Annotated in this window: 17 protein-coding genes; 1 reads left to right on the top strand and 16 read right to left on the bottom strand. The window is 45.1% G+C overall.

Annotated elements, in window-relative coordinates; genetic code table 11:
• Nucleotides 1-237: 237 nt before the first annotated feature.
• The 7 genes from JOE45_RS22655 to JOE45_RS22625 all read right to left on the bottom strand — a co-directional run bounded on the left by JOE45_RS22655 (nt 238) and on the right by JOE45_RS22625 (nt 7,335).
• On the bottom strand, nt 238-1,110 hold the full coding sequence (locus tag JOE45_RS22655) for a YitT family protein (RefSeq protein ID WP_210022237.1): 873 nt from the start codon (nt 1,108-1,110) through the stop codon (nt 238-240).
• The gene (locus tag JOE45_RS22650; protein WP_210022238.1) at nt 1,107-2,342 is read right to left on the bottom strand and encodes a cation:proton antiporter; all 1,236 of its coding nucleotides are present in this window, start codon (nt 2,340-2,342) and stop codon (nt 1,107-1,109) included. Before JOE45_RS22650 ends, JOE45_RS22655 begins: the two co-directional genes overlap by 4 nt.
• Nucleotides 2,343-2,344: 2 nt before the next feature.
• Nucleotides 2,345-2,842, bottom strand: a complete 498-nt coding sequence (locus tag JOE45_RS22645; RefSeq protein WP_210022239.1) for a cation:proton antiporter regulatory subunit — start codon at nt 2,840-2,842, stop codon at nt 2,345-2,347.
• A 64-nt stretch (nt 2,843-2,906) separates the two neighbouring features.
• Nucleotides 2,907-3,248 (bottom strand): hypothetical protein, encoded by a 342-nt coding sequence (locus tag JOE45_RS22640; protein WP_210022240.1) that lies wholly within the window; start codon nt 3,246-3,248, stop codon nt 2,907-2,909.
• 158 nt (nt 3,249-3,406) lie between these two features.
• Nucleotides 3,407-5,293, bottom strand: a complete 1,887-nt coding sequence (locus JOE45_RS22635) for a PAS domain S-box protein (protein WP_210022241.1) — start codon at nt 5,291-5,293, stop codon at nt 3,407-3,409.
• A 137-nt stretch (nt 5,294-5,430) separates the two neighbouring features.
• Nucleotides 5,431-6,186 (bottom strand): divergent polysaccharide deacetylase family protein, encoded by a 756-nt coding sequence (locus JOE45_RS22630; RefSeq protein WP_210022242.1) that lies wholly within the window; start codon nt 6,184-6,186, stop codon nt 5,431-5,433.
• 114 nt (nt 6,187-6,300) lie between these two features.
• A complete protein-coding gene (locus tag JOE45_RS22625; RefSeq protein WP_210022243.1) occupies nt 6,301-7,335 on the bottom strand; it encodes a YeiH family protein in 1,035 nt (344 codons plus the stop codon).
• Nucleotides 7,336-7,555: 220 nt separating this feature from the next.
• Here JOE45_RS22625 and JOE45_RS22620 point away from each other — a divergent pair, with 220 nt between their 5' ends.
• The gene (locus JOE45_RS22620; RefSeq protein ID WP_210022244.1) at nt 7,556-8,455 is read left to right on the top strand and encodes a LysR family transcriptional regulator; all 900 of its coding nucleotides are present in this window, start codon (nt 7,556-7,558) and stop codon (nt 8,453-8,455) included.
• A gap of 167 nt (nt 8,456-8,622) precedes the next feature.
• On the opposite strand, the gene JOE45_RS22615 is transcribed toward JOE45_RS22620, so the two are convergent.
• The 9 genes from JOE45_RS22615 to JOE45_RS22575 all read right to left on the bottom strand — a co-directional run bounded on the left by JOE45_RS22615 (nt 8,623) and on the right by JOE45_RS22575 (nt 16,723).
• Nucleotides 8,623-10,731 carry a sensor domain-containing protein gene (locus tag JOE45_RS22615; protein ID WP_210022245.1) on the bottom strand — a complete coding sequence of 703 codons (2,109 nt, stop codon included), beginning with the start codon at nt 10,729-10,731 and terminating at the stop codon, nt 8,623-8,625.
• A gap of 251 nt (nt 10,732-10,982) precedes the next feature.
• Entirely contained in the window at nt 10,983-11,207 is a 225-nt protein-coding gene (locus tag JOE45_RS22610; protein ID WP_010493958.1) for a helix-turn-helix domain-containing protein, read from the bottom strand.
• Nucleotides 11,208-11,498: 291 nt separating this feature from the next.
• Nucleotides 11,499-12,125, bottom strand: coding sequence for a DedA family protein (locus tag JOE45_RS22605; protein WP_210022246.1), 627 nt, complete (start codon nt 12,123-12,125; stop codon nt 11,499-11,501).
• On the bottom strand, nt 12,122-12,706 hold the full coding sequence (locus tag JOE45_RS22600; protein ID WP_210022247.1) for a class I SAM-dependent methyltransferase: 585 nt from the start codon (nt 12,704-12,706) through the stop codon (nt 12,122-12,124). Before JOE45_RS22600 ends, JOE45_RS22605 begins: the two co-directional genes overlap by 4 nt.
• A 144-nt stretch (nt 12,707-12,850) precedes the next feature.
• A complete protein-coding gene (mscL, locus tag JOE45_RS22595) occupies nt 12,851-13,315 on the bottom strand; it encodes a large conductance mechanosensitive channel protein MscL (RefSeq protein ID WP_210023506.1) in 465 nt (154 codons plus the stop codon).
• A gap of 210 nt (nt 13,316-13,525) precedes the next feature.
• Nucleotides 13,526-14,290, bottom strand: a complete 765-nt coding sequence (locus tag JOE45_RS22590; protein WP_210022248.1) for a peptidoglycan-binding protein — start codon at nt 14,288-14,290, stop codon at nt 13,526-13,528.
• Nucleotides 14,291-14,467: 177 nt separating this feature from the next.
• Nucleotides 14,468-15,136, bottom strand: a complete 669-nt coding sequence (locus tag JOE45_RS22585; protein ID WP_210023507.1) for a YcnI family copper-binding membrane protein — start codon at nt 15,134-15,136, stop codon at nt 14,468-14,470.
• An 85-nt stretch (nt 15,137-15,221) separates the two neighbouring features.
• The gene (locus JOE45_RS22580; protein ID WP_210022249.1) at nt 15,222-15,893 is read right to left on the bottom strand and encodes a response regulator; all 672 of its coding nucleotides are present in this window, start codon (nt 15,891-15,893) and stop codon (nt 15,222-15,224) included.
• Nucleotides 15,890-16,723 (bottom strand): sensor histidine kinase, encoded by an 834-nt coding sequence (locus JOE45_RS22575; RefSeq protein ID WP_210022250.1) that lies wholly within the window; start codon nt 16,721-16,723, stop codon nt 15,890-15,892. The genes JOE45_RS22580 and JOE45_RS22575 overlap by 4 nt, the downstream gene beginning before the upstream one ends.
• Between the last annotated feature and the right edge of the window lie 213 nt (nt 16,724-16,936).

Raw genomic sequence — 16,936 nt, 5'->3', positions numbered from 1 at the left:
TCGGTGGCTTTTTATCGGACGTAGTCAAGAGCTATGAAGATAAAGATTAGGCATATAAATTTAATCGTATATTCTTTTTGAATCCTTGTCAATTAATGCATGATGAAGCATTTTAAAGCGATTGAAGGGGCGGATTCAGTCACAATTTCTCTTCTTTTTTATTCTCATGAACAAAACAAAAAAGGGCTGTCCAATAAGTCATCCAAGATGACTTATTGGACAGCCTTAAAACATGGTTTACGTCACAGTATATTCGGCTGCCTCCGACGGATGAATCGGAGTGCATACAACCGATGCTATCGGGTCGACACTGATCAGAAACCGATGTACCTGTTTCATTAGCTCGCGCGGTATGATGAGAAACAGTTCATTAGGGGTTCCTATAGAATGAGTCAGTGACGAAACCCATACCGCTTGCGCACCATAAGCTTCGGTAACCTTCTCTTTCACAGTGGGAGCTTGACGGGTCTTAATCCAAACCATGACCAATTCAAAGCGGTTCTGCAGCATAAACTGCAGCGACCGGCAAGCTAGGAAATATGCGATAATGGAATACAAAGCCTGCTCCCAACCGAAGAGAAGGCCCGCCAGAGCCAGTATACCAATATGTATCAGCATAACCAGTTCTGACATAGAAAGGCTCGTTTTTTTCCTTAACAGAAAAGCTGTTTCCCTTACCCCGTCCGCATGTTCGCCGTTTCTGATCATGAGACCAGTCCCGATACCAAGCAGCAGTCCTCCGAAAATCGATGCGGCAAGCGGATGCTCGGTAAGCGGCTTTACGGGATGTAATATCATCGTAACGGCAGCGAGCAGCAGCAGACCTATCCAAGCCATCCATGCTGAGAAGCCCTTTCGCCTTACCCCCGTGAGAAGCACAAATGGAAGGTGAAGCAGGAACAGAAACAAACCCATCTGCATCTCTGTAATATACGCCAGCATGATCGAGATCCCCTGCACCCCTCCGGGCACGATCCAGTTAGGTCTCAGAAACAACTCTAACCCGACGGATACGAGGCCGATGCCCGCTCCGAATGAGCTATATCGGAGCAGCACCGACCGAAGCGGCTTGCCCCTATCTTGCTTAGACTGAATTTTTAGTCCATTCACGATTCATCGGTCTGCCGAACGGGGACCTTTTGCTCTTTCTTTGTTTTTCCTAGAGGAATGACGCGATTCAACGTATTGTAGACCCACGTAGATTCTTTAGTCAGCAGCGGTCCTAGGATCGCTAGAATCAACACATAAAGCGCAGCAAACGGCTGCAGGATCGCCAGCAATCCGCCGGCTTTGCCGATGTTCGCCATAATAATAGAAAACTCACCTCGTGAAACAATCGTAAGTCCGATGTTCGCCGACGCCTTGGGCGACAAGCCGGCGTATTTCCCAGCGAGCATGCCTGATGCGAAATTCCCGATCAGTGTAATGACGACTGCGGCCAAAGAGTACCACACGGCTCCGCCTAAAGTAAATGGATCAATCGACAATCCGAAACTGAAGAAAAACACGGCTCCGAAGAAATCCCGGAATGGAAGGATGAGATGCTCGATCCGCTTCATATGCTCTGTCTCTGCCAGTACGAGCCCGGTGAGCAGCGCACCGATCGCCTCAGCAACGTGAATAGTTTCACCGATGCCCGCAATTAAGAACAAAGCACCAAAGACCACCAGCGCAAAGGTTTCATTAGATCGGATGTTTAATGCACGATTTAAGAATGGTACAGCCTTTCGGCCCAGGATAATAAAAATGAGCATGAATCCCAACGCCATTAAAGCGGAAAGCAAAACACCGCCAAGCGAGGCAGCGCCGCTTAAGACAAGTCCGGAGAGGATAGAAATGTAAACGGCTAAAAAGACATCCTCGAACATGATAATGCCAAGGATCATCTCCGTTTCGGGGTTTGCAGTTCTTTTTAAATCTACCAGCACCTTCGCGACGATGGCACTCGAAGAAATCGTAGTTATCCCTGCAATGACCAATATCTCCTTAAAAGGAAAGTCCAGCATCCAGCCAAGTAGAAGGCCCAATGTAAAGTTAATTGCGATATATATCGTTCCGCCAACTGCGATGGATTTGCCCGATTTGATCAAACGCCCCACCGAGAATTCAAGTCCCAGATAAAAAAGGAGGAAGAGAATTCCGAGACGGCCCATGAATTCGATCAGCGGCGCACTCTCAATGAAACGGAAATCGAAAAATCCGAGTTGGGGAGCATGAGGACCTACCGCCATACCAACCAAGATATAAAACGGAATAACGGAAAATCGCAATTTAGCAGACAACAAGCCCGCGGCGGCGATAAGCGCGATAGCAAGACCTACTTCAAGAACGATATGATCCATACTTACTCACTCCCGTTAACTAGAATCTGTTTAAGGAGCTTTAGATGTTTTCGTTCTCCGGCAATAATAAGCGTTGAATCGGCTTTAAACACATATTCCGGACCGGGAGTAATGTTCTTACTATGATCCTTCTCAACGACAGCGATAATGCTGGTGCCTGTTTTCCTTCTAATTTCCAACTGCCCGATGGATAAGCCGATACATTTATAACCCTGCTCGACCTTGTACCATTCAATGGTCAAATCGTCCAGTTCCACTTCAATCGTTTCAAGTGCTTTGGGCTTATAATTCATCCCGCCTATGATGCTTCCAATAATACGTGCTTCATCGTCGTCAAGAGTCACCATGGAGATGCTATCGTCCGGATCCTCATGTTCAAAATGATAAAGCTCTCTTCTTCCATCATCGTGTATAATGATGACAAGCTTGTCGCCACCACGGGTAATAAGTTGAAATTTGCGACCGATACCGGGCAAATCGATTTCTCTAATATTTGGCATAATGAAAGTTACCTCCTGAAATTAAATCTTATTTGTAGTCATAGCTTATACACACCAACAAAGCTCATACCGCCACGAAATGCGAAGTAAATTTAATTGGCCGCAGCCGAACCTTTTTCATTTGCTTGGGAACTGCGCAATCAAACCGATGGACCAGTATTCGTAAAAGCAAAACAATTAGCAGCAGATCCCAATAGCTTGCAAAAGAAAAAGCAGCGGTCAGATATGTCGTTGCTATCTGCTGATAAACCATCGCTCCTAAGGAAAACGTGGAATAACCTGTGGAAGCAGACGAACCTCTGGATACGGGTTCAACATTAATAAAAGGACTGACGGAGGCCAACGCAAGCGCAAGCAGAATCAGCAGCAAAAACACCAGCCTTATTCTTTTATTCTTCATCTGCATTGGACGTCCCTCCTTACCCCGTATCCTCTTATTATATAGAATTCACTTTGTAAAATCCATTATTCCCCCGAACAGCAAGAAAAACCAACCACTATGATTGTTATTGAGAAGAAACCGTTACATCCGTTGGAACAGTCAGCGGCTGCTCCAATATTGCATCATGTATATGCTATTTTCAGCGTTTTGACCAGCTTCGACCGATTGATCGGTTTACTGATATAATCATCCATCCCTGCTTCCAGGCATTTCTCTTTATCTTCTGTGAAAGCATTGGCCGTTACCGCAATGATTCTAGGCTGAGCCTCAGGAGGCAATACCTTTCTTATTTGCCTGGTGGCTTCAATCCCATCCATCCCAGGCATCTGCACGTCCATAAAAATGAGATCATATGCTTTATATTTGATGGCATCCATGACCTCGAAACCGTTATTTACCACATCCGATTGAAACCCTTCTTTGGCTAATAAATAACGAAGCACTTTTTGGTTGACTGCGTTGTCTTCAGCGATCAGAATATGGACTGTGCCAGCCACAATCGACAAGTCAGGATCCGCGTCCGCCTGATCGTTGATCGACAAAGCTGCCGGTTTAAGCATAATGGTAAATATCATAGTCGCTCCTTCGTTATTGGGTTCGGCCCAGATCTTCCCACCCATGAGTTCAACCAGGCTCTTGCTAATGGCTAGTCCCAAACCGGTTCCTCCATACTTCCGAGTGGTGGAGGAGTCAAGTTGTGAGAACGGGATAAACAAGTGCTCCATCTTCTCCTTTGGGATTCCAATTCCGGAATCTTTGACGGTGAACCGAAGTTTGAACTGGCTGCTGCTTGGCGAATTCATGCTCTCAACTGTTAAACAAATACTGCCTGACGACGGTGTGAATTTAATTGAATTTCCGATCAGATTGATGAGGATTTGCCTTATTCGAGTAATGTCTCCTACCATCGTTTTCGGTAAGTCAGGATCGATTGTATAACTCATAGCTAACTGTTTATCTCTTGCGATCCCGGATAAGATATCGAACGTTTCCTCAATACAGATTATTAAATCAAACGGCCCTTCTTCCAGCTCCACATTCCCTGAATCGATTTTCGAAAAATCCAGAATGTCATTAATGATTGCCAGCAAGGCATGTTCGCTCTTAAGAATATATTCCAGATACTCCTGCTGCTCCTCAGTTAGTATCGTTTCTTTTAATAATTGTGTCATTCCGACAATTCCATTCAGAGGCGTCCTGATTTCATGACTCATAGTTGCAAGAAATTTGCTTTTCGCCCGAGCTGCTGCTTCGGCGGCCTCTTTGGCACCCACAAGCTCTCTCTCCGCTTGCTTTCTCGAAGTAATGTCCCTGACAAATGCACTGAAAAGATATGTATCCCCCCAACGAATGGGGGTTACGGTTAACTCCACCGGAAATAGATGACCGTTACGATGTAGTGCTGTTAACTCAATTCTTTTATTCAGTATGTGATGCACCCCTGATTCTATAAACCGCTGAAGTCCCCGCTGATGCTTTTCCCGAAAGGCATGCGGGATAATAAGCTCGGCCAGGCTGTGCCCGATGACTTCCTCCTCCGTCCAACCGAATTGAACCTCTGCTTGAGGATTCCATTCGATGATCATGCCTTCAGAATTCATCACAATGACAGCATCCAGCGCATTATCCGCCATCGAACGGTAGCGATTATTCATGTCGACAAGAGTTACCTTTTCTTGATTTCTACCCAAGATATCATGCAGCAGCAAAATAATGCCGAGTATGTTCCCATGATCGTCATGGGCTGCCGATGCGGAAACCGAGATGGGAATACGATTTTCATTCTGAGATACAAGAATCGTATCAACATAAGGAATATAGTCTGACGCCCTTGACGTAATCATCGTCAGCTGATATTCAGGAAGAATCAAATTCAAGTGTTTGCCGATTAGATCCTCTTCAGTATAACGAAGAAGGTTAAAGATCGATTTATTTACGTTTTTGATGATTAAAGCGGAAGAAACAAAGATCGTTATATCACCCAAAAAATCAACATGTCGTTTGCTCATTTCTTCCCCTCTTCTCGTACCCATTAAATCACTATGCTATGAATATATTATTAAATGAATATGATTACAATGATCGATAACATAACAAAAAGCCGAAACAGCCTCGGCTTTTTATCGTGTTTTATAACAAACGCTGATTATTTATTCATCAGCTGGGAAACCGGCACAAACTCAATGTCATCCGTTAAGTGAGGGATGACCTCTTCCAGAACTTCAGCCGTTTTCTTGCGGGCTCCTACATGACCAATGACTACACATTGGTCATGATCCAGCAGGTGCTCTTGAAGCAGTTTAATTTGTTTGGCAATATGGTTCTTCGTGTTGACATCATCAAGAAAAATATGATTTTCAATACAAGGAACTCCGACCTTTGATGCTGTTTTGGACACAATGCTCCGGTAATTCGTATGGCTATCGAGAAAAAACACTCCTCTTTTTTGGCATTCTTCCAAAATGATATAGATCACACGAGGATCTGCGGTTACTTTGGAGCCCATATGATTATTGATGCCTACAGCGTAGGGTACATCATCAATCGCAGCATTAACACGCCGCCTGATTTCATCCTCCGTGAGATCGGTCGTTATCGCTCCCGGTCCAAGCCATTTGTCTTTGCTGCCTGACTTGGGCTCCATTGGCAGATGAACGATCACTTCGTGCCCGTTCTGATGCGCCCATTCCGCATCCCTTTTTGTCGTTGGCAAAAAGGGCATCACCGCAGCAGTGATAGGAAACGGCAGGTTCATCATCTCCTTGGTTCCGGGCATGTTGCTACCAAAGTCGTCAATGACAATAGCAGCCCTTTTCGTTGGAATGGCCATTTCCTGGGCCTCCGCAAGCAGAGTTGAACATAACATCAGAACAACCGCAAAACATCCCGTCCACAATTTCATCTCCAACTTCCTTTCCCCTAACCATTGGTTACCAACTAATATGTCGGAATTCCGTCCATAATATGCATAAGGAATGACCTCAACCCAAAAAGTGATATCCACCCATACTGCATGTTATGCCAGCCCGAAATAATGAACCAGTACCCAGCCTAAACCAGCTAACAAAACAGACCCGATGAATCCTGCAGCCAGAGGCTTCATTCCTAAACGCCGGAAAGTAACCAGATCAACGTTCAGTCCAAGTCCCGCCATCGCCATCGCAATTAACAAATACGCGATGGTGATCAGTTGGTTAGTTATCGCTAAGGGAATCCAGTTCAACGTATTTACACCGCTCATTATTATGAAGCCAAAAATAAACCAAGGAATGGGGATCGATTTCCAATTCATCTTTTGCGACTTGTCTTGTCCTGTATTCTCCAACCTGTTTGCCCAAAACCCGATGATCATAGCTACGGGAACCAACATAGCAACCCGAGACAGCTTGACGATAACCGCCATATCCTCAGCTTCTTTACCACCTGGAGCTGCTGCCGCAATAACGTGAGCTACTTCGTGAAGCGTAGCACCCGCAAACACACCATATCCAACTGGCGTAAGTCCAAGCACTGGATATAATAACGTGTACATCAACGTAAAAATCGTTCCCAAAATGGCTACGGTCGCGGCGCTAATCGCTGTTTCGTCATTGCGAGCCTTCATTTGAGGTGAAATGGCCACAACGGCTGCAGCACCACATATTGCCGTCCCGCATGCAGTAAGCATGCCTAGCCTCGTTTGTATCTTAAAGCATTTGGTAATGCCATAGACAACAAATAGTGTAAAAATGACAACCGTGAAGACAATAACCATCACCTTAGGTCCCGCATGTAGGATATCCAACAGATTCAACCGCAGCCCAAGCAGAACAATGCCGCAGCGCAGCAGTGTTTTACTCGAAAATGAAATACCTGCAAGGTTCTCATCCCGAATGCCGATGACAGCTCTCCAAATCATCCCAAGCAGAATGGCGATAACAAGCTGCCCCAGAATGCTCAGGAAAGGAATTCCCGATACATATTTAGCCGACAGAGCCAACAGCAGTGTTAATCCCATGCCTTGAATAAAATCAAAACCCCTCTTTAATGGAAGGGCATATGCCTGTGCCATCGTACTCACTCCCAACTACTCCCTAGAACCCTGAATGTGCTTATGATTCAACTATATTACCGATGCATCCGGAAGTGAAATACCGATTTACTATCTTGATCATGAGTAAAACTAATGATTGGGATTGTTTACGATAAGAAATACAAATACAATGAACATATAACAACATCCATCTAGTGGCAGAAGTACTACACACATGGAGTCAAACAGGAGGATCTCAATGATCGTAGAAACACTTCGGGTCTTTGTAACCGTAGCGGAGCAGAGCAATTTCTCCCGAGCTGCGGAAATTCTCAACCTTTCACAGCCTGGTGTAAGCTTACATATTCGAAATTTGGAAAATGAATTTGGAGCCAAGCTTTTGCATCGCTCACCTAAACATGTCAAACTAACGGAGGCAGGAGAGATTTTATATAGGCAGGCAAAGCAAATCCTCACGCTCTACCATGAAGCGAAACAAGAAATCCAATCGCTTCGTGACGAAGTGACCGGTTTACTAAAAATAGGCGCCAGCTTCACCATCGGTGAGTATATCCTGCCGCGGGTACTCGCCCAATATGTAGAGCAGTATCCTCAGGTTGAAATTCAAGTGAATATTGGAAATACGGAAGAAATTGTTCAAGCGGTCCGCACAAATGAGTTGGATCTTGGGTTAGTCGAGGGAGAGGTTACTCAGCCTGGTTTACATATAAAATCATTCATGAAGGACGAAATGATACTGATTGCCTCACCCAGCCACCCTTTATGTAATCCAAGGGCAGCTAAATTGGAATCAGCACTGCAAGGACAAATATGGATCTTTCGAGAAGGCGGTTCAGGAACTCGGGCATTCAGCGATCGGTTTATTCGTGATGCCGGTCTTGAGGTTAAACGTTCCTTTGTTTTTAGCAGCACCCAAGGGGTTAAAGAGGCTGTAGCTTCCGGCCTTGGCATTGCTATTCTATCCCGATTGGTTGTAAGGAAAGAATTAAGATCAGGTGAGCTTTGCGAATTCCCGATTAAAGGATATCGATTCATACGAAATTTGTTCATGATCCAAGAAAAAGGTGAATCAGCAAGCATGGCGTTAAACATGTTTACACAAAAATTACTTGCTTCCCCCGAATCCACTTTAAGCTAACTAGAATGACGACAGCGGTGCCATTCAATTACAGCAAACCTGACCCTCCTTAGAAATTCATCGCCACGGTGATGTCCTAAAGAGTCATTAATAATCCCATGAATCCCTGCTTCCTTTCTTGCGGGGGCGTAAAAAGAGGCTTTGTTCGGTCCGTGTCATTCTCAGATCTACAACTTTTTACCGAATAATCTTTCGACATGTTCAGTCGCCAAAGGCTTACTGAAAAAATATCCTTGCATATCATAGCAGCCAATATTTTTTAAAAACTCAACCTGTTGCAACAGCTCAACGCCTTCCGCTATGACATGGATACGTAAATTTTTAGCCATAGCCACAATAGCATTAATGATGGCTTCCTGGTTAGGATCTATATTGATATCCTTAATAAATGACTGATCTATTTTTAACGTTCCAATCTGGAATTTCTTCAAGTAACTCAACGAGGAATATCCTGTCCCAAAATCATCAATGGATAGATGAACTCCTAATGCTTGAAGCTTTTCGAGTCTCTTAATCATATCCTCAGCACTAGACATCGCTGTACTTTCCGTTATTTCAAGCTTTAAATACTGTGGTTCCAACCTGGTTTCGCTTAATATACTTTCCACCATTGGAACAAAATTCGCATTTTCAAATTGTCTCGCGGATATATTTACGGACACAAATATGGGGTGGTATCCCTTTTTCTGCCATAATTTATTTTGCATACACGCACTTCTAAGAATCCATTCACCTATAGGTATGATTAACCCGCATTCCTCTGCAATAGGTATAAACTCAGTAGGTGGAATATAACCCAATTCAGATTGATGCCAGCGTACTAACGCTTCCAGACCAATCATGCTTCCTCTCCTGAGATCAACGATGGGTTGATAATGAAGAGATAATTCATCATTCTTCATTGCCTTACGGAGACTCTGCTCTAATATCCATTTTCTAGATGAAATCGTTGTGATATCAGGCTCATAAAGCTTAAAATTATTTTTTCCATGTTCCTTTGCAAGGTACATGGCTTGATCGGCTTGCTTGATTAAGGTGTGAGAATCTTGTCCATGATCTGGATATACACTGACACCAACACTTGTAGTTAAGATAAATTCATGATGATCAAGCCTAATGGGTTGAACTATAGTATCTAGGATTTTATTTGCAATAGGATAAATGTGTTCAAGGCTGGCTACTTTATTTAGTAAAATGGTAAACTCATCACCGCCTTGACGAGAAATAGTATCTTCTTCGTCCAAACAAGCTTTTAATCGATCAGCCACAATTTGTAACAGTCGATCACCCATCATATGTCCAAGGGAATCATTAACATATTTAAAGCGATCAAGATCAAGGTACATAACAACGACTTTATATTTGTCTTGAGCATTCGCTAATGCTTTATCGAGTTTGTTTCTATACATGCGCCGATTGGGCAATCCCGTTAGTACATCGTGAAAAGCCATGAAGTACAGCTGTTCTTCGGCTACTTTTCGTTGAGTGATGTCGGAAACCAGCCCGTCCAGACGTATCAATTCCGCCCTCTCGTTAAATACCGGTATCGTATGATCCGAGACCCACTTGATTTGGCCAGTGGCATGTATAATTCGGTATTCTTGCTTGACCGACTCACCAGTATATATCCGTTGCCGGTACTTCTGGACTTTATCTTTATCGTCTGGATGTATGACCTTGATCCAAAATAAGGGGTCGGAAATAAAAAAGTGTTGAGAATAGCCATAAATTTTTTCACATGCAGGTGAAATAATAGCTTTGGTGTTCGTTACTACGTCATGCGACCAGAAACAAGCATCTAAGCTGTTAAAAATGTTTTGCAATTGATTCTTTGAAGATATCAATTCCTTCTGAGTGAGGTTTTGCTCACTCACATCTCTTCCAATTCCTATGACCCCTTGTATCTTATGATCTATAAATATAGGTACAAGCGTTATATTTAAATCCATAAAGTGTCCATTTTTATGTCGGACCTTCATTTCTACAACCTCTTGATTCCCATTGGCAGCAGATGTGAAATATCGAAAAGCCGTATTTACATCTTCTTCTTTAAAGAAAGGAACAAATGTCATGGTGAGCAATTCTTCTCTGGAATAACCAAAAATCCTCTCACATGATTGATTAGCCATCATAAAATTACCTTGTAAATCAAATGCATAACATGCATCTGGGTGATTTTCGAAAATTGATCTATACATCTCGTACAATGATAATAGTTCATTGGCCAAACCATTTTTGCCCATTTCTCTCACCTCGATATTCACAAGCTTAATCATTAATTCTATCCAATATTACCACATTTCATAACAACCGTGCGTTGCTCATAAAGTGATACTAAGTATCCATTTCAACACATCCGACAATAGTAGTATCACCCAATATGGAGCCACATTAATTTACAATGACAGGGTTGTCCAATTTCTTCCCTTCCCTCCTTCCTCTTCTCAAACCAAAAAGCCTTCTCTAACGATCCCTCTACATCGAGGAAACGTAAGTAAGAAGGCTTTGTTAGGTCCATTGGATTTCCTCAGATCTGCAACTCCCCAAGCTTGATCAGCTCGACAACCGCTTGCGAACGCCCTTTCACATTAAGTTTTTGCATAACGTTCGAGATATGGTTTCGCACAGTTTTTTCACTGATAAACAATTGCTGCGCGATATCTTTGGTCGTTTTATCTTGTACAAGCAGTTCAAATACTTCACGTTCACGATTGGTTAGCAAAAATTTACTTTTATGGTCGCTGCCCTTCATGTCACCCCTCCTTGCCCGGGTTTTGGTATCATTACAAGGTCTAGGGATACAGTCAAATTTAGTTTATGAAGGATAGCATATTGTGGTGCGTTAGTATGGGAAAAATGGGCTTCTAACGCACTTTTTCGAATATAAACTAAAAAAATATCCATGATTGTCCATGGATTTTTAAGGGGTTCATCATCTGTTGCCGCCGATTATGCATGCGGCGACTCTGTAAATTTTGTTGACAATACGTTTCATCTCTTGAATAGTCTGTCCATAAAAAGAGATTTAATCAATGAAAACAAGTTATTGCTTATCGATCATTTGCTTGACCCTTCCCCGCTTTTTTCGAACGATAAACCGGACAACCCAATATAACAGGCCCGCTATAACAGGCACCCAAAGCATATTCAAGCCGTACGTATATATTTTTGTCCCGACTTCCGCCGCGTGATCCACTGTTAAACGTCCCGCCGTGAAAAAAATCAGAGTCCATAGCAAACCGGTAGTATAAGAAAAAAGGGCATACCTACGGAATGACATTTTATTCAGCCCCACAACGTAAGGCATCACATGCCGGATGACAGGAAAAAAATAGCTGATGACCAGCGCCAAACTTCCGTATTTATTGCTCCACTGTTCAGACAATTCGATATATTTGTTCATATTTTTCTTTCGTTTTAGTCTATCCAATACGGGTGTCCCGATATAACGACCCAGAACATAACCCAAGGAAAGACCAGATACAACTCCCAGATAAGTCAGAATAAATGCCGGAACGGTGAGCAGCAGCCCTCCCGCCGTTACCGCACCTCCGGTCATCACAATCACCTCATCAGGAATAGGCATTCCCACAATACCAAGCCATAATGCAAAGAACAAGGCCGCGTACCCGTACTGACCGATCAAATCGATCAAAGTCTCATAAGTCATGTTGTCTGATTCACTTTCTTTCGGCACACATATACGAAAGCCGGCGGAACATTGAATGGCACAAAGCGGATGGTTTCAATGTCAAAATAACGGCTTAATTGCGGCTTCATCTGCAGAGAATATTGAAAAGCTATGAAACTTCCGTCCGGCTTCAAGGACGAAATAATTTGTTTGATCAACCGGTCACGAATTTCCTGCGGGAAGTTAAAGAACGGAAGACCGCTGATCACGATATCCAGACCGTCCAATTTTTCGCGGCGAACCGCTTTTTGAATGTGGCAGGCATCTGCATAACAAGAGAACGCGGGATACTTTTGAGCCAACTGAAATCGAAGCGCCGGTTCTTTCTCAAACAGAAGCACTTTAACTCGACCTGAGGCGGCCTGCTCAATGTATTTGGTCAGCGCGCCCGTCCCGGCTCCAAGCTCCGCCACACTCTCAATCTTGTCCCAAGCAACCGGCTTGGTCATGGCATGTGCCAGAAAACGGGAGCTGGGCGTCACGCTCCCAACCTCTTTAGGAGATTGGATGAATTTATTAAGAAATAAAAACTTTTCTTGAACGATGGAACTGAGATTCATGTGCACCGAACCCTCCCTGCTCATATCAACCCTAGGTTAACCATAATACCTTTAGAACAAGTGAAGGATTTTCTGAATAATTTCTTAAGATGCAAAAATCTCCTGCCCCCACCATTTCGGAGAACGATGATTGTCATTTCTTAATTAGACGCCTTTAGGTTCCTCTGTCCCTTCAAGTATTGCAGTACAATATTTACAGCGGACCGCTTTGAACGGTATATCAGATAAGCATTCCGGACATTCCTTGGTGTCCGCTTTCGGTTCCGGCTTGGCTTCTTCCTTTTTGCGCAGGCGATTAAGCTGCTTTACGGCAATAAAAATGACGAAAGCCACGATTAGAAAATCAAGCAGCGTGTTGATAAACAGTCCGTAATTCAATGTTGGCGCTCCTGCATCTTGCGCTTGCTTGAGTGATGCATACGACATCCCGTCCAAGCTGATGAACAAATCTGAAAAATTGACCCTCCCAAGCAATAGTCCGATCGGAGGCATGACCACATCATTGACGATCGACGTCACTACCTTACTGAAAGCAGCACCGATAATGACACCGATGGCAAGCTCGATCATATTTCCTTTTATCGCAAATTCTTTAAATTCCTTCAGCACTTTCGAAGCCATGGTTCCGACCCGCTTCCACCAATTTTGTTTGTGTTCTCCTATTTTACACTATCGGCCTCTTTAAGGAAATGTTTCCAACCGAATTTAACCTCCTCGTAATATTAGAGCTTTCGGCTCCCGTCTGTTGGCAATGACCGTCTTGAGTACAAAAAACTGAAGCATCATCATGCCTCAGTTTTTTGTACGGGATGACCCGTGTTATTTGGCAATAAACTGCTGTGTGAACATTTTACCGCAGGGACCTCCATCAACTATACCGATGCCGATATGAGTGAAGTCTTTGCTTAAAATATTGGCTCGGTGTCCCTCCGAATTCATCAGAGCTTGATGGGCTGCAGTCACGTTCTGATTGCAGGCGATGTTCTCTCCCGCGGTGCGATACTCAATTCCGAATTTCTTCATCATGTCGAAAGGCGAGCCATAGGTTGGAGAGTCATGGGAGAAATAGTTTTTATCTACCATGTCTTGGCTTTTCAGCCGGGCCACTTTCGACAGCTCCAAATCGACTGCAAACGGGGACAACCCTGCTTCGGTACGAGCTTGGTTGACCAAGTCGAGCATCTGCTGCTCCTCGGCCGTGAGCTCCGTCGGTTTCTCCTGAGGCACGGGATTAGGCTGCGGAGCCGGGGGTGGCGTCGGAGCGGGCGTGGGCTTCTTCGGAATTTTCAGATTCGCGTATGCCCATAGTATGGATTGTAAGGTTTGGTCATCAACCGCCCCTGTGACCCGAAGTCCATGAGCCTTCTGGAACATCCTTACGCCGCTAGCTGTATCGGGTCCGTAATAACCTGTAATATTGCCCGCGTAATAGCCCAGCGATTTTAACATACCTTGAACGGCATAAACATCCGGACCCTGCGCTCCTTCACCGAAAGCAAAGGCCGTCCCGGCAGCAGTCAAGCTCATCATCAGGCATATGAGCAATAACAAGGTTTTTTTCTTGTTGCGAATACGTTGCAGCATCTCCGTGGTGTCCTCCCTGAACTAATTAATGATCGAATCTAAAACCAGCATCCCCCATATACTGCATTTTTATGATTATTTTTGCCTAGAATACTTCTTCTTCCATATCCCATAACGTTATGATGCACAAAAACCCGCCTCCAGAGATGGAGACGGGTTAAATTCACTCGCAGCAGATCAACCTTTTTTACGTGACAGAGAGACGATGAGGGATGCCGCTCCCAGAATAACGGCAGCAATGGACAAGTATAGTGGTGCCCCAGATGCTGCTGCCGGTGTCTCGGTTGCTGCCGACGCCGCGGCATCGCTGCCATGGGCTGCGGCTGCATCGGCTGCCGGGGCCGAGGCATGACCGTGACTGTCTGTAGCTGCTCCTGCCGGCTTGGCATTCACCTTCGTAACAGAGGCCGGCTTATCCGCGCCTTCCGCACCTACCCACTCAACAACGCTCCCGTCCTTATACGTTTGATACGCCTTCCACTGGATGGCAGTAGCGTTATCCGCGACTTTGCCCTGCATGTAAAATTCGCCGAACTCGGCAGGTCCCAGGCCTTCACCCGATGCCGTCCAAATGACCCCGGTAATTTTATCGTCATTGTTTTTAGTAATCTCATATGTCCAGCCCGGCTTCGGCTCAAAACGGGAAATCGTAACCTGTTCCAGAGGAAATTTCACTTCCACCTTCACTGTGGCCACATCCTTCTCAACCGGGACCCGGACGGCAAACTTTTCGTAAGACCCCTGTGTCGTTTCTTTGGGCAAGACGGTTACATGTGCACTAGCCAGGCCTCCGAGCATGAGCGATAAAAATAGGCTCAGCACCAGCATAATATGCCATTTTTTCATCATATAATTCCCTTCCTTCTTAGCGATCATTATATCCATCTGTAATGTATAACAAACCGCTGCTCGAAAGAATGACTCAACCGGGCTATTTTCGCCCGTTTTTTTGTCCGATCTGTGTCAGTCCATGACGGACGGCATACGCTGTCAACTGTACCCGATTATCGAGAGACAGCTTAGCCAAAATGTTTTTAATATGATTCTTCACCGTATTCTCTGTGATAATAAGCGTCTCTGCGATTTGCCGGTTGCTTTGGCCGCTGGCCACACAGCTCAATATTTCACACTCCCGCTGAGACAGCGCGCTTGGCTGTATATTGCTTACGGGGGCAGCATCCGCCGAGCGGAACGAGTGGAACAGCCGGTCCGCCATGCCTCGCGAAATTTCACTGTCATCATCAAGCAAACCATGTAAATACACAATCCAATCGTCGGGATCCATATTTTTCAGCAGATATCCTTGAGCGCCATAACGTATGGCAGTGAACAAATCCGTCACATCATCGGACACGGTGAGCATGACCACACGAATATGCGGATAGAGCTGCTTGATCCGCTTCGTTGCTTCCAGGCCCCCCATCTTCGGCATTTGAATATCCATCAGTACGAGATCCGGCAGCAGCCTGCCGCAAAGCTCGATTGCTTCCAGGCCGTTCTGAGCTTCACCGATCCACTCGAAGCCGTCCTCTCCCTCGATCAGCGTACGGACAGCTCTTCTGGCAAGCGGGTGATCGTCTGCAATCAGTACGCGGTAATTCATGCCTTTCTTCCTCCCTTTTCCTCGCTTAACGGGCCTGTAACGAGCAGCTTCAGCCCTTCTCCAGGAGCCGAATCGATCTCCAGCTTTGCCCCCAGCTCTTTGGCCTGTTTGCGCATGATCGAGATCCCGTAACGGTTCGGCTGTTCATCCGCTTCACGATCCGTTCCTTTGCCGTTATCGGAAATCCGCAAACGCCAGCCCGATCCATCATCCCACCGTACAAACTCGATGTAAGCATGATCGGCATGGGAATGCTTGCGGATATTGGTAAACGCTTCTCGGATGATAGAGAACAGCGGAACCTCAGCTGACGGCGGAATACTGTCCTCAGGCACGCTGATCCGTTGATCGACGGCAATACCGCTCATCCCGCTCCACTCTTCCAGCCAAGTTCGCAGCCTGGTGATGAAATTCGCCCCCTCTTCCGGGGCCGTTCTTAAATTGAAGATCGCTTGCCGCAGATGATGATCAATCTCCGACACGGCAGATCGGGCTTCATCCAGCCGCCCTTTCTTTAGCTGCACATTCATAAAAAATAAGATCTGCGCAATGTTATCGTGCAGCTCCTGCGCCAGCCGCTCCCGCTCTTCATATACGGCTCGCTTCGCCTGCTCTTCCGCCAGCTTCTCATTAGTGGTCTGAATGCGCCCGAACATCCACGTGCCGAACAGATAAGAGAGCAGCAGGGTTAGCAGGGTCATATAGAAATTACCTGCTTCCATAGAAATCACGTTTAGCAAAAAATCATGCCGGATGTACTCGAACCCCCCAATGATAAGAGGGGGCAGCAAAATCGTCAATATTTTGTAGCTTCTCAAAGACCAATTCATCGTACACACCTCTCTATCCATAAACCGAAAGCAAGGAAGCTCCATGACTATGCCTTGGCAGCGTCATCTGCTCTTCCCTGTGATTTCTGTTGTGCTGGCTTCATTATATACCGAAATCCGGCTAAGCTTCGAGTACATAAGTTCATTGACAGATAGCGAAACCCAATGTATCCTTATTTTTAGTACCTAGTACTAATATCAGGTTATAATCAT

The organism is Paenibacillus sp. PvR098, from assembly GCF_017833255.1.
Taxonomy (GTDB): domain Bacteria; phylum Bacillota; class Bacilli; order Paenibacillales; family NBRC-103111; genus Paenibacillus_G.
Note: the sequence above shows the minus strand (reverse complement) of the source record. Positions and strands in the feature narration are given on the sequence as shown.